Origin of the sequence: Sphaerospermopsis aphanizomenoides BCCUSP55 (genome assembly GCF_001586785.1) — a bacterium.
Taxonomy (GTDB): domain Bacteria; phylum Cyanobacteriota; class Cyanobacteriia; order Cyanobacteriales; family Nostocaceae; genus Sphaerospermopsis_A; species Sphaerospermopsis_A aphanizomenoides_A.
Genome location: NZ_LUFH02000059.1, coordinates 1 through 16,773, shown reverse-complemented (window position 1 = coordinate 16,773; position 16,773 = coordinate 1). Strand labels below are relative to the sequence as shown.

At 38.3% G+C, this 16,773-nt stretch carries 11 protein-coding genes; 1 reads left to right on the top strand and 10 read right to left on the bottom strand.

From position 1 onward, the window contains the following. Nucleotides 1–58: 58 nt before the first annotated feature. The 6 genes from A0J48_RS15775 to hpsJ-A all read right to left on the bottom strand — a co-directional run bounded on the left by A0J48_RS15775 (nucleotide 59) and on the right by hpsJ-A (nucleotide 6,754). Entirely contained in the window at nucleotides 59–955 is an 897-nt protein-coding gene (locus A0J48_RS15775; RefSeq protein WP_200324614.1) for a sulfotransferase family protein, read from the bottom strand. A gap of 51 nt (nucleotides 956–1,006) precedes the next feature. Next, a complete protein-coding gene (locus A0J48_RS15770) occupies nucleotides 1,007–1,672 on the bottom strand; it encodes a class I SAM-dependent methyltransferase (protein WP_200324612.1) in 666 nt (221 codons plus the stop codon). Between the two features lie 23 nt (nucleotides 1,673–1,695). Continuing rightward, entirely contained in the window at nucleotides 1,696–2,820 is a 1,125-nt protein-coding gene (locus tag A0J48_RS15765; RefSeq protein ID WP_200324610.1) for a glycosyltransferase, read from the bottom strand. Further along, on the bottom strand, nucleotides 2,817–4,028 hold the full coding sequence (locus tag A0J48_RS15760) for a glycosyltransferase (RefSeq protein ID WP_200324608.1): 1,212 nt from the start codon (nucleotides 4,026–4,028) through the stop codon (nucleotides 2,817–2,819). The genes A0J48_RS15765 and A0J48_RS15760 overlap by 4 nt, the downstream gene beginning before the upstream one ends. A 374-nt stretch (nucleotides 4,029–4,402) precedes the next feature. After that, nucleotides 4,403–5,914, bottom strand: coding sequence for a cyanoexosortase A system-associated protein (locus tag A0J48_RS15755; RefSeq protein WP_234300951.1), 1,512 nt, complete (start codon nucleotides 5,912–5,914; stop codon nucleotides 4,403–4,405). A gap of 93 nt (nucleotides 5,915–6,007) precedes the next feature. Then, entirely contained in the window at nucleotides 6,008–6,754 is a 747-nt protein-coding gene (gene hpsJ-A, locus A0J48_RS15750) for an HpsJ-like protein, cyanoexosortase A-associated (protein WP_200324604.1), read from the bottom strand. A 599-nt stretch (nucleotides 6,755–7,353) separates the two neighbouring features. Between hpsJ-A and A0J48_RS15745 the strand changes: the two genes are divergently transcribed. Further along, nucleotides 7,354–9,441, top strand: a complete 2,088-nt coding sequence (locus tag A0J48_RS15745; protein ID WP_200324602.1) for a GumC family protein — start codon at nucleotides 7,354–7,356, stop codon at nucleotides 9,439–9,441. 3 nt (nucleotides 9,442–9,444) lie between these two features. On the opposite strand, the gene A0J48_RS15740 is transcribed toward A0J48_RS15745, so the two are convergent. The 4 genes from A0J48_RS15740 to A0J48_RS15725 all read right to left on the bottom strand — a co-directional run bounded on the left by A0J48_RS15740 (nucleotide 9,445) and on the right by A0J48_RS15725 (nucleotide 16,523). Further along, nucleotides 9,445–10,650 carry a glycosyltransferase family 4 protein gene (locus tag A0J48_RS15740; protein WP_200324600.1) on the bottom strand — a complete coding sequence of 402 codons (1,206 nt, stop codon included), beginning with the start codon at nucleotides 10,648–10,650 and terminating at the stop codon, nucleotides 9,445–9,447. Next, entirely contained in the window at nucleotides 10,647–11,807 is a 1,161-nt protein-coding gene (locus tag A0J48_RS15735; protein ID WP_234300950.1) for a glycosyltransferase, read from the bottom strand. Before A0J48_RS15735 ends, A0J48_RS15740 begins: the two co-directional genes overlap by 4 nt. A gap of 16 nt (nucleotides 11,808–11,823) precedes the next feature. Next, complete coding sequence (locus tag A0J48_RS15730; protein ID WP_200324598.1) at nucleotides 11,824–12,585, bottom strand: class I SAM-dependent methyltransferase; 762 nt, start codon at nucleotides 12,583–12,585, stop codon at nucleotides 11,824–11,826. Between the two features lie 356 nt (nucleotides 12,586–12,941). Then, nucleotides 12,942–16,523: a CHAT domain-containing protein gene (locus A0J48_RS15725; protein ID WP_200324596.1), complete on the bottom strand. Its 3,582-nt coding sequence runs from the start codon at nucleotides 16,521–16,523 to the stop codon at nucleotides 12,942–12,944. Between the last annotated feature and the right edge of the window lie 250 nt (nucleotides 16,524–16,773).

The window sequence follows — 16,773 nt, the reverse complement described above, 5'->3', positions numbered from 1 at the left end:
TGTCAAATATGAACCTGTATAATTTGGAGATTATTACAACCATTTGTTGGGTTAGAGATTAATCTAAAGATACCCAATGTGTTAAGTCTCGCTTCAATAAGCCAGCTAGTTCTTGAATTTCTGGTTGAAATATTTGTGTTAGTTTGAAGCGGAGTTCAGGATCTATTTGCTTTGGTCTTTGCTGCTGTAATTTATTCAAATTAGTCTTCAACCAATTTCTCCAGTTTGGATGTAAAAATTTATAAGGTGCTGTTTTTAAACCTGGATTTTTGCATAAAAATTCTCGCACATATATATTTGGTATAGATGGAGCAGGGTTATGAATATTAAAGTTTAATTTACAATTTGAATCAACACCTAAAAATTCTAATGTTTTTATATATATAGCCTTGGGATCTTGACAAAAATCATCAAACAAAATTATATGAATATTTTTGAGTCTATCAAATAATTCTAAGTATCTTTTTAACTGCTCTGAATATCTAACTATATCAAAGTATAGTAGTAATTTGGGTTCTTCACAGGATATGGGAATTTTACTACCTTGTTGGCGTTTATTTGCAGATGCTAAAGCTTCTTCAAAGTCCAAAATATTTTCATGGCCGGTGGACAATAGTTGACCATGTAGAGAATACAGCATATCTACAGGATGGCGCAACATAATAATTATTTTGGCATCAGGGCAAAATTTTTTGATATTTTGCGCTGCCAGTTTTGAATACATATATCCAGTAGAAGATTCACCAAAGTATTTTGCATTTTTTTCTGAATTAAAAAGTGATAAATATTGAGAATTGTCTGCAATACGCCACGATACTTTCAAATCTGGGGCAAAATAATAAGGCTCTTTCACTGGAGACATAAAAATTTCTGGATGTTCTGCTAAATATATATGCATTGATGTAGTCCCGGATTTTGGAACACCAACTATAAATAAATTCGGATGATTAATCATTAAACCACTTTTGCTGAAATTACTAAAAGTTTGAAAATTACATGGTGACAATTAGGGATTTTTTCCCACACAAAGAATATTGTCACTAAAAGCCCGCCCTCGAAAACCTAAACTATTTGGCCAGTGCCAGGGTGTAAAAGGTATTCGACCACAGTCAGTGTAATATATTTCAACATCACTCAGTCCACACTCAGTAAAAATTCTGATTAAATCAATCTCTAATAAAGCTGTGATATGTGCTGGATAAAGACCAGGTGCTTCTTGAAAAGCGTTAAACTGATTTTTCAGAATCAAAGTCAATTTGCTCAACCAGCTTAACTGATTTGGTGTAGTGACAATCACTAACCCACCTGGTTTAGCTAACCTCACCAGTTCCCGCATAAAAGCTCGTGGATTTTCTAAATGTTCAATAGTTTCCACTGCACAGATTACATCAGCAAATCCATCCGGTAAAGGTGCTTTACCAATATCCAAATTAAAGGGAATAAATTCTATTTCTGCTGGTAAATCAGCATAGCGAACAACATCCACACCAATATAGCGATTAGTGAGATTGCCTACAAATGACCAAAGCTTACCGCTACCACAACCCACATCTATTAATACATCACTATCAGGATGTAGTTGTTTGACTGTTCTCGCTACCATTTGGTAAACAGGATCACTACTACCACCAAGGCTTTGTCTTGCCCGCTTTTCCACATTCATTGATACCATTTGCTTTTCCTCTCCTGATCTAATCAAGCGACAGCCTTCTGTTCAACAACTTGAAAAAGCAGACTATACAGCCGATTTATTTGCTTGTGAGGATTGCAAAAGTATTCAGCCCGTGCTTTTCCTCCAGATGCTAAAGAGGCTCTTTCATCAGGATGAGAAATGAGTCTTCCTAAAACCTGACTCAAAGCATCAATATCATTAGCTGCAACCAAACGCCCACAGGTATCATCAACAATTTCCATCGCTCCACCTATAGCTGTTGTTACTACTGGTAAACCTGCATACAGAGCTTCTATGAAAGCAATACCAAACGGTTCTGCTCCTGTATTGGGTTGACAGTGAATGTCAGCAGCAGCCAACAAGCGTTGTACATCAGTTCGTTGTCCTAAAAATAGCACACGGTCAGCAATACCAAGTTTTTGTGTTTGCTCCTTTAATTCTGCTAAATATTCTGCTTCATAAGGGCGTTGCACCCCCCCAGCTATCCAACATATCCAATTGGGAATGTTGCGTAACTGCCCCAAAGCATGAATTAACATACTTTGACCCTTCCAGCGTTCTAAACGCGATGCTTGGACAATAACGACAGCATCCTCTGGGGTATTAAGTTCATCTCTCACCGCAGGACGAATTGCTGTGTTATCACCCATATTTGCAGCAGTTACAGGTAAATATAAAGTATCGCTGTGGGTTGGATACAGTTTCGGCACGGATGCTTGAGTGTAACGACTATTAGCAATTACCAAATCTGGTGCTATTAACTTTGCTAAACGTTCCAAGGGATGTTCACCATTAGGCACATCATGGCACCAAAAGACTAATGGTAAATTCTTAGCTCGGACAACAGACCCGAAAATTGTTTGTGGCCAGCATGAATGACAAATTACTACATTAAATCTTTCTTGGTTTAATAGTTGCTGAAGTTGTTGTCTAGCTTTCCATACTGTCCAAGGAAGACTGATTTTTACCTTACCCAAAATATGAACATTTGCATTTAAGCTTTCCAGTTCATTGGCTAATCTCCCTTCAAAGCATAAAGCAAAATGAGGCTGCATCTGTGGGCATAAACTTTGCTCTTTTGCCAATGTCACCAGCAGAGTTTCTATCCCACCAAACAAATTTCCAGCGTGAACGTGCAGAACTTTCATAATAAATCCACTACTTTGGGTATTACCCCATAATTCCGTTCTTGATTTAAAACTTGTTCATAGAACTCAAAGCTACGTTGAGCCATAGTTCTGTGGTTAAAATATTCTGCTCGTTTGCGGCTGGCTTTAACGAGTCTATTACGAAGTCCAGGTTCATACATTAAACGTTGTGAAGCTTCAGCTAAAGCTACAGGGTCATTGACCGATACAGTCAGTCCTTCTTGTTCATGTCGGCTGACCCAAGGTACACCACTACAAGGAATATTGGCATTAATTACCGGACAACCGCTGGCCATTGCTTCTACTTGTACTAACCCAAAGCCTTCACTGCGGACATTGGAAGGAAACCAAAGACTGGTTGCAGCTTGATAAGCACCTGCTAGTTCATCCTCACTCACACGACCTAACCAAAGGATGCGTTTGTCTACTCCTAGCTTTTTAGCTAAGGTTTTGAGTTCTGATTCTAGAGGACCCACACCGATTATTACTAGTGTTCCCTCCACCATTCGCAGAGCTTCAATTGCTATGTGCAGTGCTTTGTAATAGACTAGTCTACCCACTGCTAACCAGATTGGTCCTGGATATTTATCTTTGAGGCTTTGACTAAACTCAATCGCTCTTTTGTTAGGTTGGCTGTAGTTAGAAGCATCTAACCCAAGTGGCAGATAACTCAATTTATCACGGTAAAAATGTAGAAATTTTGAACCTTGAATGTATGGAAAACTTGTTGTTAGTACCTGTGAGCTTTTACTGTAAACAAGGTGTTCAAATGGACGTAATCCATACTTCAATATTTTTTGCTTAATGACATCGCTGTGGTGTGTGATAACTAAGGGTAAGCGAGTTCTTACCATTGTTAAAGCCATCAGCATGGTGGGATTAGGGGTATGCAGATGTAGTAAAGTATTTGGTTGTTTAATTACTTGACATATCTTGTTAGTAAGTTCTGGACAAACATCAAATCTGGCTAATGATAAAAGCCTACCTATGCGTATAACATTTACATCTCCATCCATTTCTTCCACTGTATGAGTGCGACTAGATAAGCTTCCTTGTTTATCAAAAGCGTTTACACAAATTACCTGAACTTCTGCACCTAAAGAAGCTTGTGTTTGAGCTAGAGTTTGGACATGGGTTTCTATCCCACCTCGGTCTGGAGGATAATATTTAGACAAATGAATAATCCGATAATTTGGTGTTTTCGGCATGGTTTTTAAGATTAATAGCAAAACGCCTGGTTGATCAACAAAACATGATCATAAGCAACTCTAGCCGAGTCTCAATTAACTGAATTTATACTCTTTAAGCATTTGCTGAATTTCACCCTGGATTAAATAATTACTTTTTGAAAAGTATATTTTTAATCTTCTACTTTTATTAAAGTACCCACTTATTCCCTAAAAATTGACACACTAGTATTCATTTTTTAATTAGAAACAGCTTGTTTGAGTATGCACAGCTTATTGCAGATCAATACAGTAAATTATTTATTTACAAAACCTTGTATAAGAGGCTTTGTATTTCTGAGTTCTGTAATGTTATCCGCTGCTATTAGATTAGCTAGGGTTGATAAATAGGATACTTAAGGCTTTGCAAATAATAATGACTGCCATGTAGCATAATTATCATTCCAAAATGATTCTAACACGGTATAACTCTGAGTTGCCACCATTCCATTCAGGGGAACAGACAATTGCGTCCATACACAGCGATCATCTCTGAGAACATCCTGACCCAAAATCCAAGGTAACAATCTATTTAAGGTAAGATCGTATTTGTACCTATTTGACATAAATTGAGATGAATTAACGGTACTACCCCCACGAGGATTAATACAGGCCGTCAAATAAGCTTGTTTGTCATCACTGTAAAGTGCATAATATCCAACTCCTTTTAAATATCTAATGTTGTTCTCACTATCTTTAATCAAGTCTTGACTTAGCAGGTTCATAAAAGGATTAGGTTGGCCTCTGGTATTCACGACATAACGCATTTGTACAGACAATTTCTGACCGTTTTGAAGATAGCTGTAATCGTGTCCTGACTCCACAAATATGAACTTATCAGTCCCAGGAATGATAGATTGATGCTGACTTAGAGACTTAACTTTGACTTGTTGCCAATTATTCACAATCCTATCGGGAAAAATACCAGCATTTATAGGTCGTTTGCTGGCTATTAAATAGATAGCTGTGAATATAATTCCTAACCAGGTTCCTGTCAGCAGCAAGCGCCTCTTGGGGTCTATAATGGCTGTATTGGGGTTAGGGGTGGCTGTTGGGGATAAAAAATCCACTGGCAGTATCCAATTACATAAGGCTGCAAAAGTAGTAGTTGCGATCGCCATGAAAATTGTTCCCCCGGACGGGCCGTGCCAATACTCAAATAAACTTTTGTTGTTAACTACTACAGCTAACAAAGCTACACGAATACAGCCAACAAAAAAGCCCACAGTTACAGCAGATAAAATTAATGTCCATCTTTGCTTCCAAGTCAGATGCAAAACAACTATCATCATCAGCAAGATGATTTGTAATAACCACAGAATTAACGATCCACCAGTGCAAGGATAAAGAACTTCTACTTGACCTGTAGGCAATTTCACCAAAGTTCCAGAGTGAGTCGCACCAAAGCCTAGATAGTGGAGTAAGAAAGCGGATATAGTTGCAGTTAATTCATTCAAATGTAACCAGGAATCAAAAATTCCATTGACAAAATGAAAGGGAAAAATCATCAAGCAAAGTAATAAAAATAAGCGCCAATAATGCCTGATTCCCGCCAAGCCAAAAGATAGTAACCCTAGTCCCAAACCAGCGACAATTGGACCAAATCGAAATAGCATTAGGTCTAAATGCCACAAATTTATCGGTCTGAGAATAATTAAAAATAGTAATCCTAACCCCAACAGGCTAGATCCAAAGTTAGAACGATTCTCTTGTCTGTGATCTCGCCATAACAAATATAATATCCCCCCCCAATAAAGTGCATAAACACTAATTTGTTCACCTTCACTTCTGTGGTTTCTAATTATATCTAAATGCAAAACAGCCAAGGTGGTAAAAAGACCAAGCAAGTAAAAATGCTGAGTTTGCATTAAGGATGTAAATTTGCACAAAAATTTTTGTACGGCTTGGTTCAGTTTCTGGTTACTGATGAACATTTTATATTTCTTGATGATCAAACTTGATTATTCAATATTTTTGTCGATGATTCGCACCCAACGAGTCATATTCCAGATTGTAATCAAACAAAGCCCTGATATGATCGTTCCTAGATTTATTCTCACTGCATTTTTAGTGAGATTTTTAATCTGCTCTCGTTTGGCAGCATTAGCAGTAGCTGTGGAATTTTGAGCAAATCTTTGAAGTTGTTGGGATAGTTGAGTCTTCAATTCTTGGAGAGATTGATTAGAACCTTGTTCGTTGGCTGGTAGACTTAAGATTTTGGCTAAGTTATTTAATTCTTGAGGAGAGTTGGTTGTATTCAATTTCTCAATTACTTTTTGCAGTTGTTCTTGTTGTTGTCCCTGTTGATTAACAAATTGGCTATTTATATTCTTATAGAGTGTGAGGCTGTTATTAATTCCTAAAGGCAACATTAGCAGATAGAATATGCCGGTGAATAAAGAAATCCAAGATAAAAACCGTAAAATTCCGATTTCTCTCGGTTTAATAGTGCTGCCTTTACTATATAAAAATATAAATGTTAATCCCAATAAAATAGACCATACGTGATCTACCATTTGTCCAATAACTTGAAATTCCCAAGCGGGATTTGTTAGTTGGGGAGGAATCAAAATACTCAGATAATCAATGATAGAAAATAGTAAGAGGATATACCCCAGGAAGCGTAACAGCCCAAAAGATATATGTTCAGTCAAATTTAATATCTCTATTGGCTTTTTTGGCGTTTTTTCTGGTTTCTGTGTTTTCATTGCGTTTTGCTTATAGTGTTCTGGATGTTTTTAACGTTATTTATAAATGTGAATAATATTACCCTAAGTACATAGTGTTTATTATTTTTACACGAATTAAATATAACAGGTTTACTGAGCGTATTGCAGGTAGAAAAAAAATTTCTTATAAACTTTATATATTATTCAGAGTAATTTTGCGTAAATAAGATTTTTTTTCTAACAAAACCAGCTTTATCACCTCTAAACGTGGATTTATGTATCATGTTTAAATATTTACCTGCTGATATGATACCTGCCTACAGACTGATCATTAAGGACACAAGTGAGCTTTATCGCAGAAACAGAGATGTTTACAATTCTGGGGATGACTGTATTGACAAGTACACTCTTTTTCGCCAAACTAAACACTGATGGTTGTAGAATGTATCTATTTAAAAATCTGTAGTGTCTTTTACTCGAATGTCTTTTCAGACCATAGTGCTTTCCAAAGCTAGGATTCATAATTTTTGTGAATCTGTGGTCATTATGTTTTGTTTACGTATTGACTGTTAAACAATATACAGAGATAATCAAAGCTGACAACAGCAAACATAAAATCGAGTTTCATAGAAAAGAATATGGAAGAATATTTGCGTTACTGGTCAATACTTCAACGACGGTGGTTACCCACTTCTATAGTTTTTCTGACTCTTTTGGCATTGAGTATAGTTAAAACATTAATAGAAACCCCTATTTATCAGGCAGGAGGGCAACTGGTTCTGAAAAAGAACTCTACCTCTACCTTGACCGGAGTAGGCAACCAATTAGGACAGTTAGAGAGTTCAGTCAGTGGTAGACCCTTGGGAACAGAGGTAGCTGTTTTGCGTTCTTTACCCCTAGCTGAAAAAACTATTAATTCCCTGGATCTCAATATTAACCCTCTAGTCTTTTTAAAAGACCTGGAAGTCAAAAATATTGATAACACTGATATCTTAGAGATTTATTATACAAGTGAAGACCCCAGACGAGCGGCTTCAATTGTGAACACCTTGATGAAAATCTATATAGATAATGATATCAATGCCAACCGCGCTCAAACCAGGTCAGCAAGAGACTTTATTGCCCAACAGTTGCCACTCAGAAAAGCTGCATTACAAGCGGCTGAACGCAGACTACAATTTTTTAAACAGCAAAACAGAGTTTTAGACCTAAAAGCAGAAGCTACATCAAGTGTGAGTATTCTCACGGATTTAGACAGACAAGTAGCCGCCACCAGATCGGATTTATCGTCCCAAACCGCACGGATGCAATCAATCCAAAAATTATTTGGTATTACTTCTCAAGAAGCTGTAGTGGCGGGTTTTGTGGGAGAATCTCCGTCTACAACTTCGGTGCTAGGGCAGTTGCAAGATATTCAGCAAAAGATAGCTGTGACAGGATTGCGTTTGACTGATACCCACCCAACAATGATTGACCTCAAACGAGAAGAGGCTATCCTGAAGGTAGAACTGAAGAAACGAATAGAACAAAGCTTTATTGGTAAAGCAGCCCGTTTGAATCAAACCAAAGAACCTGAAAATATTGTACAACTGAGAACTCTGGGTTTGCAGCAAGGAATTCTCGGTCAATATGCTAGTGCGGAAGCGGAAAGACTCAGTTTACAAGTTAGACTAAAATCTTTGGCTCAAGTAATTGAATCTTACAGACAAAGGGCTAATACCTTACCGCAGCTAGAATTACAGCAACGTCAGCTAGAACGAGAAATATCTGCAACCGATTCTAGTTATCAAGCCCTTTTGGATAGGTATCAGGAACTCCAGGTAGCGGAAAATCTGCAAGTGAGCAATGCTAGGATTGTAACTCCTGCCTTAATTCCCGCAGTGCCGATTAGGAGTCGTCAGTATATAAACTTACTGCAAGGATTAATTGGTGGAATTGTTTTAGGAGTAGCAACTGCTTTTGTATTAGAACGATTGGACAAAACCATTAAAACTCCAAAATCAGCCAAAGACTTGCTGGGTTATACCTTATTAGGTTATGTTCCACCTTTTCCCAATGGCGGTTTTACCCCAGAAGTAATTGTGAGAAAACAACCTGATTCACCAATTAGCGAAGCTTTTCGGATGCTGCAAACTAACCTGAGATTCTTCAATTCAGAACAATCTATTAAGGTGATTGTGGTTTCCAGTGCTGTCCCAAAAGAAGGTAAATCAACAATTTCTGCTAATTTAGCTTTCTCCATATCTCAGTTGGGGCGCAATGTATTACTAGTGGATGCAGATTTGCGTCATCCTAGTCAACACAAAATCTGGGAAATTCCCAATGAAGTTGGTCTGAGTAATGTTCTCAAACGTCAGTTGGATCTAAACCTGGCTGTGACTGAAATTGTGCCTAACTTAGAAGTGATCACGGCTGGTGAAATAAATAATAACCCAGCTGCACTACTTGATTCTAGTCAAATGGCTGTGTTTGTTGCACAAGTCGCGCAAAAGTATGATTTTGTAATCATTGATACTGCTCCATTAACTGTAGCCGCAGATGCAACTATTTTAGGTAAACTGGCAAATGGAATTTTGTTTGTAGTGCGTCCAGGTAAAGTCGATTCTACTAGTATTTCTCTCTCTAAAGAAATGTTGGAGAAAGCTGACCAAAATGTTTTAGGAATAGCTATGAATGGCATTAATGCTAACCAACAATATTCTGCTTATGCAGTCAGTACAGTTTAGGTACTAGTAATTTAATTTTGTGTTTTTATAAACAGACAAAATTTGCTCACCTAAACGTTCATGACTAAAACGCTCCGTCACTGTATACCTTGCTTGTTCTGATAGGAGTTGACGTTTTTCTGGATTGTTAAGTAAATCTACAATTGCAGCAGCTAAGGCTTTTGGTTCTCCTGGTGGTACACCAACTGCATCATAGTTATGGGTAAATAACTCCGCAGCACCACCAGCTTGAGATACAATCACTGGTTTACCACAAGCCATTGCTTCTACTATTGCTAAACCAAAGGGTTCTGGTTGGGTACTGGCATGAACTACAATATCCAAGGAACGGTAAATTGCGGCTATATCCTCTTGAAAACCAAGAAAATCTACTTTGTCTGCAATATTTAGGTGTGTGGCTTTTTCCTTTAATTCCTGTTCCGAAAATTGGGAGCCGCGAGTTTTATAAATTGCGCCACCAACTATACAAAAACCCACGTTTATCTCTGGATAGGTTTTGATAATTTCTGATGCTGCTTCCAGAAAAATATCATGACCTTTCCAACGCGCAAAAGTAGCAACTAATCCCACTTTTATGGGACAATTGGCAAGTGAATTTATAGCAGGGGAATTGGGAGGAGAAAAATAGTGAATATTTATAGCACTGTAAATTACTTCTACTGGTAAACCAGGTAAGGTTTTTTTGACATCTTCAGCTACAGATTGAGAAATGGCAATTGCAATTGTAGCTTTTTTACGAGACCATTTTAACAATTTTGCCACCAAAGGACGCGCACCATAAAAATCTTGAATATGCCAAATCACAGGTATATTTTTGATTCCAGCTAGTGAGGTAATCAGATTAGCTTTAATCCCGTTTGTATGAATTATATTAGGGTTTATTAGTTCTATTGTTTGCCGAAATTCTTGGAGATATTGCCATAAACTAGGAGCAAGAGAAACTAACTGAAATAATAATTTTATTTTTCCTATAATTTTACTACTTCCTTGCAATGCACTATCACCAAGTTGGTTAAAACCTTCTGGCAGTTTTAATACTTTAACCTCCACTCCTAATTTTTCCGCCTGTGATATCATTGCCCCATCAGTACCAGCAATAAGATAAATTTGAATATCTGGCTTTGTGTTGATAAGAGCATCCATGATAGTTAATAAAGCTCTTTCCGCACCACCAATAGCTCCCACGGGGTTGACAAATACAATTTTCATATATTCTCCATACCCGCTAATTTTAAATAAGATTTGGCAATAATTTGAGCGTGATTAGACCAAGAATATTTTTGCGCTTGACTCAGACGGAGATTTATAGAAGGAGCAGTAGTTGGGTTTGACAAGAATTGCACCACTGTTTCCACCCACGCTGAAACATTCGCACTCGGACAGTATATCACGGCTTGTCCACCTACTTCACGCAATACGGGAATATCACTAGCAATAACTATTGCTCCACAAGCTAAGGCTTCAATTACAGGTAATCCAAAACCCTCTGTTTCACTTGTTAATAACACGGCTGATGCTCGTTGGTAAAGGGTTGCTATAGTAGCGCGTTCTAAATTCTGTAGGTGAATAATAGATTTACTCAGATTCAAATCGGCAATTTGTTGTTGTTGGCTTTGTGTCCACTCTCCACTGACTTTGACTAGTCGCAATTCTGGATGAATACTTCGTACTCGTGCAAATACTTCTAATAGAATATCAATGCGTTTTCTAGGAATGCAACTACCAACATGAAGCAGAAAAGGTGCGGTACTAATTTGTTGCAGTATTTCTTGGTCAATATTACTTTGAATTTCAGTATTAATACCAAATTCAGCGGCGATCCCATAGGGCGCATAAACTAGCCGTGATGGTTCTACTAGTTGGTAATGCTCAATTTGTTTCCTAACTTCTGCTGTCGAATAAAATACAATGGCGCAGGATTGTAAACCGCGTAAAATTCTCCCAGACATGGCTTGATACCAAGCTGGTCTAGGTTCTTTTTCCGGTTCTACAAGCGAGCGAAAAGCGTCAATATCATGACAGTATACTCCCGTCCGTTCTGGGGGTAAAACTAATGCTAATTGAGCGTAGGAGTGGTCAGCAATGTGATAAAAATCGTCAGATGTTAACTTGGTTTTAAGATACTGAGGATAGTACCAAAAGCGATTTAGTAGACGGTCTGCATTATAAGCAAAGTGCTTTTTACCGAGTCGGGGAATTTGTTGAAACCGCCTTTTAAATTGTGGCAGCACTTCTAGAGCTTGAATAGATGGGGTGTGTTCAGCGTGCAGATGCTTAAGTAGCATTTGCGAGCATAAATCCATACTATGCCAGTTTTCTTCTGGATAGTCGCGGATAATTGCCAGGTGTAATTTAGATATATTCAAGATTTTTCTGATTGATTTATGGTTTTTTATTCCGGCAAATTAGAAAAACTTGGCTGCTAAAAAATCCTCCCAACCAACCGAGAGGTGAAAAACAGGTATGTTCAATTTTATAAGTTTTGCTAAGTTCTTCTCGTAGGAGTCGCCAATTAAAACCTTTATGTCCGTGATAGGGAGATTCATCGCCGTAAACAGGACGTTTTATAGAAGATGATTTAGTCGCAAAAATCATCTGCAAAAGTTCCGTTAGAGAATAAGGTTCTATACTTTTATCATACTCTCCTTGTCGCAAATAACCAGCAATACGTCTAGTAATTTGTTTAATCAGCAAGCTAAGACCTATTTCTATAGGCACGCTAATAATGATAATTCCTTCTGGCTTAACCAGTCTGTTTAAATCCTTGATGATTTTTTCTACTTGTTCTGCTAGACAATGCTCCAACACTTCCATACAAACAGCAGTATCAAAGTAAGAAACAGACTGTTGCGAGCTTAATTCCTTGATATGACTAAATTTAATTTTAGTTTCTCCTGAAAATCTCTGCTGACAATTATAAATCTGTCCTTCAGCAATATCAGTACCAACAGCTTCTGAAACTAAATGGCTCACTATCTGTAAAAATGTACCATCACCACACCCATAATCAAGTAGCTTGCTGTTGCTACCAACATAAATTTCTAATAATTTTTTTGTAGTTTGAAAGCGGCTAGAATGACTCCAGGCAATTATCTGATTACTGCATAATATTTGCTTTTTTGCATAGTGACCTTCTAACATCATGTCATCTCCTCTAAATAAAAAGGATTGATTCTTATCTTTCTGAGTATAAACTAAATCTATGTACTCCTAGTAGCTGTAAAAATGTTAACTATTACTTTCACAAGTCTTCTATTCTGGTTGCAAAGACCAAAAGCAATGGTTTATGGCGTTAAATATTGAATTTGGGAAAAATCTAATCTCATCCAATGGATTTTAGATTGACTCCACCCTAAAGTGTAGAGCTTGAAAATTTTGGATTTGGGATTTACGTTAGCGAAGCGTACGCAGCGCAGCGAGTATTTTTCCGTCCTGAAGGACGGGGCCTGTACCAAATTTTTTTAATCTAAAATCTAAAATCTAAAATCTAAAATTCCCGGTCATTCGTTAGCCGTTTTACCACATCCTGTAATGATAAATGCTGCCCAATAATAAGGATGATGATAAGGCTGTATGGGATGTGATAATTCCCGAATTATATCAATTTGCCACATTACATAATTCCTGAATTTAACTTCATCTGAATCCAGATTAGTGAGTAAATCTTCATACCATGTTATCAGTTCTCCAACAGTTATATCTCTCAGCCAATTTATGGTTGCCGATAAAGCAGTAACTGGAGATTTAGTGGCAATTAATCGGCGGTAAAAGTCAATCATTACTAAAGCCGTAGCAGGTGATTCAACAGTCCAAAGTGTACTCAAAACATAAGGAACACCTCCCATTAATAACCCAGTTGCTAAACCCACATATTCACTGCTGATATGCTGAAGATTATTACTAACATTCTCAGAATTTGGGAGAGCAAAAAGATTGTAGCTATTAAAAGTCTGTTGACTCAGTTCTGCTAAAGTCAGTTTTTCTTCATCTGCTAAGACTAAAGCTGATTTTTGAGCTTCACTCAAATTGTTGATAGCATGACCAGTAAAGTGAAAGATATTGTAATCAGCAACTAAGGCATTTTTGACATTATCTAGAGTAGCTTGTGAACCATTAATATGTTGGGCATTAGCAAACATCTTTCTGACAATTACCGATGCAAATTCAGCAGAGTTGATCTGGTGATTATCTGTGGTTTCTAGATTTTCAAGACTGAGGAATTTTTGCTGTTGCCAATTTGATAATGAATTTGTTGTTAAATCAAGACCTATTTGCAGACTGGGTAGATAGTTGATAGTGTAATTGAGTGCATCTTCCTGATGAACAGGAAAAAGCGCATGGATAGGTAATTTATGTAAATCACGATGGGGAATGAAAATTAGTTTGGTAATTCCTTCTAGTTCCTGAATAATTGTGGAAATATTGAGGATATTTTGCAGATTTAATAACCTCTGTTCCATATCTACCCACCAGGAATGATGGTAGTTATTGTCTATATCTTGGGTTTGGTGAGATTCCTGATATTGTTTTTGCCAATCTTCTAACCAGTTTTCAAATTCAATTAGGCGTTGTACTGCTTCAGGGATAGCTTGTGTATCTTGTATTGGTGTTAATAAAAGAATGGGTGAGGGAGCTTCATATTTAATAATGAAAGTGTGTAATGCCGCTGGACTAAGATGCCAGTAAATAACAGCAGTTGTAGAATTTAGTAGTTCTTGAATAGCCTCATAGTTGGGCGAGCAAATTTCATGATACCCATCAGAAAGCAGTAATTTTAAACAAGTATTTTTGCCTTGTTCCGCTATTTCCCAAGCTTCTACTAAATCACCTATATTCACAGCTATATCCACTGCTAATTGTTTCAAACCTGCAAATTTCAAAGCCAGTTGTTTTTTACTTTGTTCAGGGCGAGTTGTTTGATTCAATAATTGTTGTAATAAGTCTAATCCTTGTTGTTGTAATTCTTGGGCTGTTGCTGTTTGTCCCAAACCTACCAGAACTTTGGTGAGAGATTGTAAACCATCAAGATGTAATTCCGGGAAATCTTGGGCTGTGAGGGTTAATAGCGCCTGTTGGTATTCAGAGACAGCTTTTTGCCAAAAATTGCGGGTTGTGGATTGCTTTTTACCTTGTTCGTAGTGTGTATTGCCAATAGCTAAATGTAATCTGCCCCAACCTTCAGGGTGGGTATCTGGACGCAGATATTTCAACCCTTCTTGATATGTGGCTAATTTACCTTCATAGCCCAGCTGATTGAGGTGAGGACTGGATGCAGCTATGCTACTCGGTACACTCAGAGATAGTTTGTCATTGATTAAGTGACCAACAGCCCCACCGCGACCAAGCCAAGCTTCCCAGTAGTCTAGTTTGATTTCTAAGGCGCTGTCATAACAAGAAATGGCTTCTGCAAATCTATCTAAATAAAATAGGGCTACAGCTTGATTGTACCAAGCGAGGTGGAAGTCAGATTTAATAGCGATCGCCTGTTGATAGGAACTAATTGCTTCTTCTCGTCTGCCTAAATTTTCTAAGGCGATACCACGGTTATACCAGGCTAAATAAAAGTCAGGTTGAATAGACAGAGCTTGATCCCAAGATTCAATGGCTTCTGACCAGCGTTTCAAGTTAAATAAGACTACTCCCCGGTCAATCCAAACTTCCTGATAGTCTGGTTGAATTTCTATAGCTTGGTTGTAGGAAGCGATCGCCTCTTCATATTGCTCTCCTACAGCCAAGGCAACGCCCCGATAATACCAAGTTTCCTGGTCTTGACGTTGTAAATTCAAGGCTTGGTCATAACTAGAAATAGCTTCCCAAATCAATCCTAATTTCAGCAGTGCCAAACCCCGACTTGACCAAGCTTCCTGGTAGTTGGGATTAAATTCTATCGCTTTGTCAAAAGAGGCGATCGCGGCATCAAAATCACCAAATTCTCCCAAAATACCGCCGCGATTGTACCAAGCTTTGGCAAAATCAGGTTTGAGACTCAGGGCTTGGTCATAAGCGGCGATCGCTTCCTCAAAACGTTGTAAATGAAACAGCGTCAATCCCTGGTTAAACCAATACTCAGCAGATTCTGGTTGCAGTTTAGTAGCTTGATTATAAAAAGCCAACGCCCCCAACAAATCCCCAGATTTAGCTTGCTGTAAACCTTGATAAAACCAGGCTTGAGCTTGGTTGGTGACAGTCAGTTGAAAAGAGGGACGCTGAATTATTGCTTGGCGTTCATCACGGAGGGCTAACTCAGAAGCAAGTTGTTGGACTAAATTGGTACTTTGTTCTAGCCTCACCACCAACTCATCCAGAGTATGTGCCACCTTTGGCTCTAAACTCACCAGGGACTGATCCCAACTTTCTACCAAGGAAGAATCACTCACCTGTTCAACTTCCTCAACCCGATCTGGGTGATCTTCCCGGACATACTCAAAAACCACAGTTTCCGATACTGGTGGTTGGGAATGCTGATGACTCCACTGTTGCGACTTACCTGTCCATACTTCTTCCAAACTGATGGATACTGGTGCAATATTTACAGGTTCTTCCTGGTCATGCTCCCATAACTGTTCACCCAAATCCCGCAGTAATTGTTGTCCAGGAGTGTCTGCTACTACTTCTGGTGGGCTGGGAATTTCCACCTCTACAGGTTGTGGGTATTGTATATCTCTTTGGGCTAAGAACTCACGACTCAATAATTGGACACCAATTTCTGATGCAAGTTCACCAACTTTACCAACATTGAGTTCACCCAGTTTTACCATGCGCGTTGCAATCTGAATATTTGGCGCAGGTGAAGATAGCAATCTTTCACCAAATATCAGTAACCAATCTATCCAACGCTCAACTGTAATTCGGGGTTCCATCCGCTCCAAATACTTCAATGCCCATTGTTGTCCCCGTGCTTGATGTACACCTTCAAGCAACTCGTTAAACAATAGTTCCAGATCCGCATTGGTTAATTCTGGTAGAGATTCTACCCCGTCATGTCCCTTGTTCGCGTCGGCATCATGAGTCCGACGACTGTCAAAGGGATACTTTAAAAACTTGTTAAGCCACTGCAATAGCCACCTGAGCATTTGCCACATTCTTGCATTTTCTTTCTCCTAGATTGTAGCTATCGTTGTGTCAAAAAAATCAACAATTAACGTAAGTTCCTGGTTAGGTGACAGGGAACAGGGAACAGGGAACAGGGAACAGGGAACAGGGAACAGGTGACAGGTGACAGGTGACAGGTGACAGAAAGAGGGCAAGAGGCAAAAGGCAAAAGGCAAAAGGCAAGAGAAAGAGAATTGAAGAATAAAGAACAAATTTTTCTTCCCCTGCTTCCCCTGCTTC

Bases quoted from the DNA above. Each gene is read 5' to 3' on its own strand.
- A0J48_RS15755 (WP_234300951.1), bottom strand. From the start codon at position 5,914: ATGCAAACTCAGCATTTTTACTTGCTTGGTCTTTTTACCACCTTGGCT.
- A0J48_RS15725 (WP_200324596.1), bottom strand. From the start codon at position 16,523: ATGTGGCAAATGCTCAGGTGGCTATTGCAGTGGCTTAACAAGTTTTTA.
- hpsJ-A (WP_200324604.1), bottom strand. From the start codon at position 6,754: ATGAAAACACAGAAACCAGAAAAAACGCCAAAAAAGCCAATAGAGATA.
- A0J48_RS15745 (WP_200324602.1), top strand. From the start codon at position 7,354: ATGGAAGAATATTTGCGTTACTGGTCAATACTTCAACGACGGTGGTTA.
- A0J48_RS15760 (WP_200324608.1), bottom strand. From the start codon at position 4,028: ATGCCGAAAACACCAAATTATCGGATTATTCATTTGTCTAAATATTAT.
- A0J48_RS15775 (WP_200324614.1), bottom strand. From the start codon at position 955: ATGATTAATCATCCGAATTTATTTATAGTTGGTGTTCCAAAATCCGGG.
- A0J48_RS15765 (WP_200324610.1), bottom strand. From the start codon at position 2,820: ATGAAAGTTCTGCACGTTCACGCTGGAAATTTGTTTGGTGGGATAGAA.
- A0J48_RS15770 (WP_200324612.1), bottom strand. From the start codon at position 1,672: ATGGTATCAATGAATGTGGAAAAGCGGGCAAGACAAAGCCTTGGTGGT.
- A0J48_RS15730 (WP_200324598.1), bottom strand. From the start codon at position 12,585: ATGATGTTAGAAGGTCACTATGCAAAAAAGCAAATATTATGCAGTAAT.
- A0J48_RS15740 (WP_200324600.1), bottom strand. From the start codon at position 10,650: ATGAAAATTGTATTTGTCAACCCCGTGGGAGCTATTGGTGGTGCGGAA.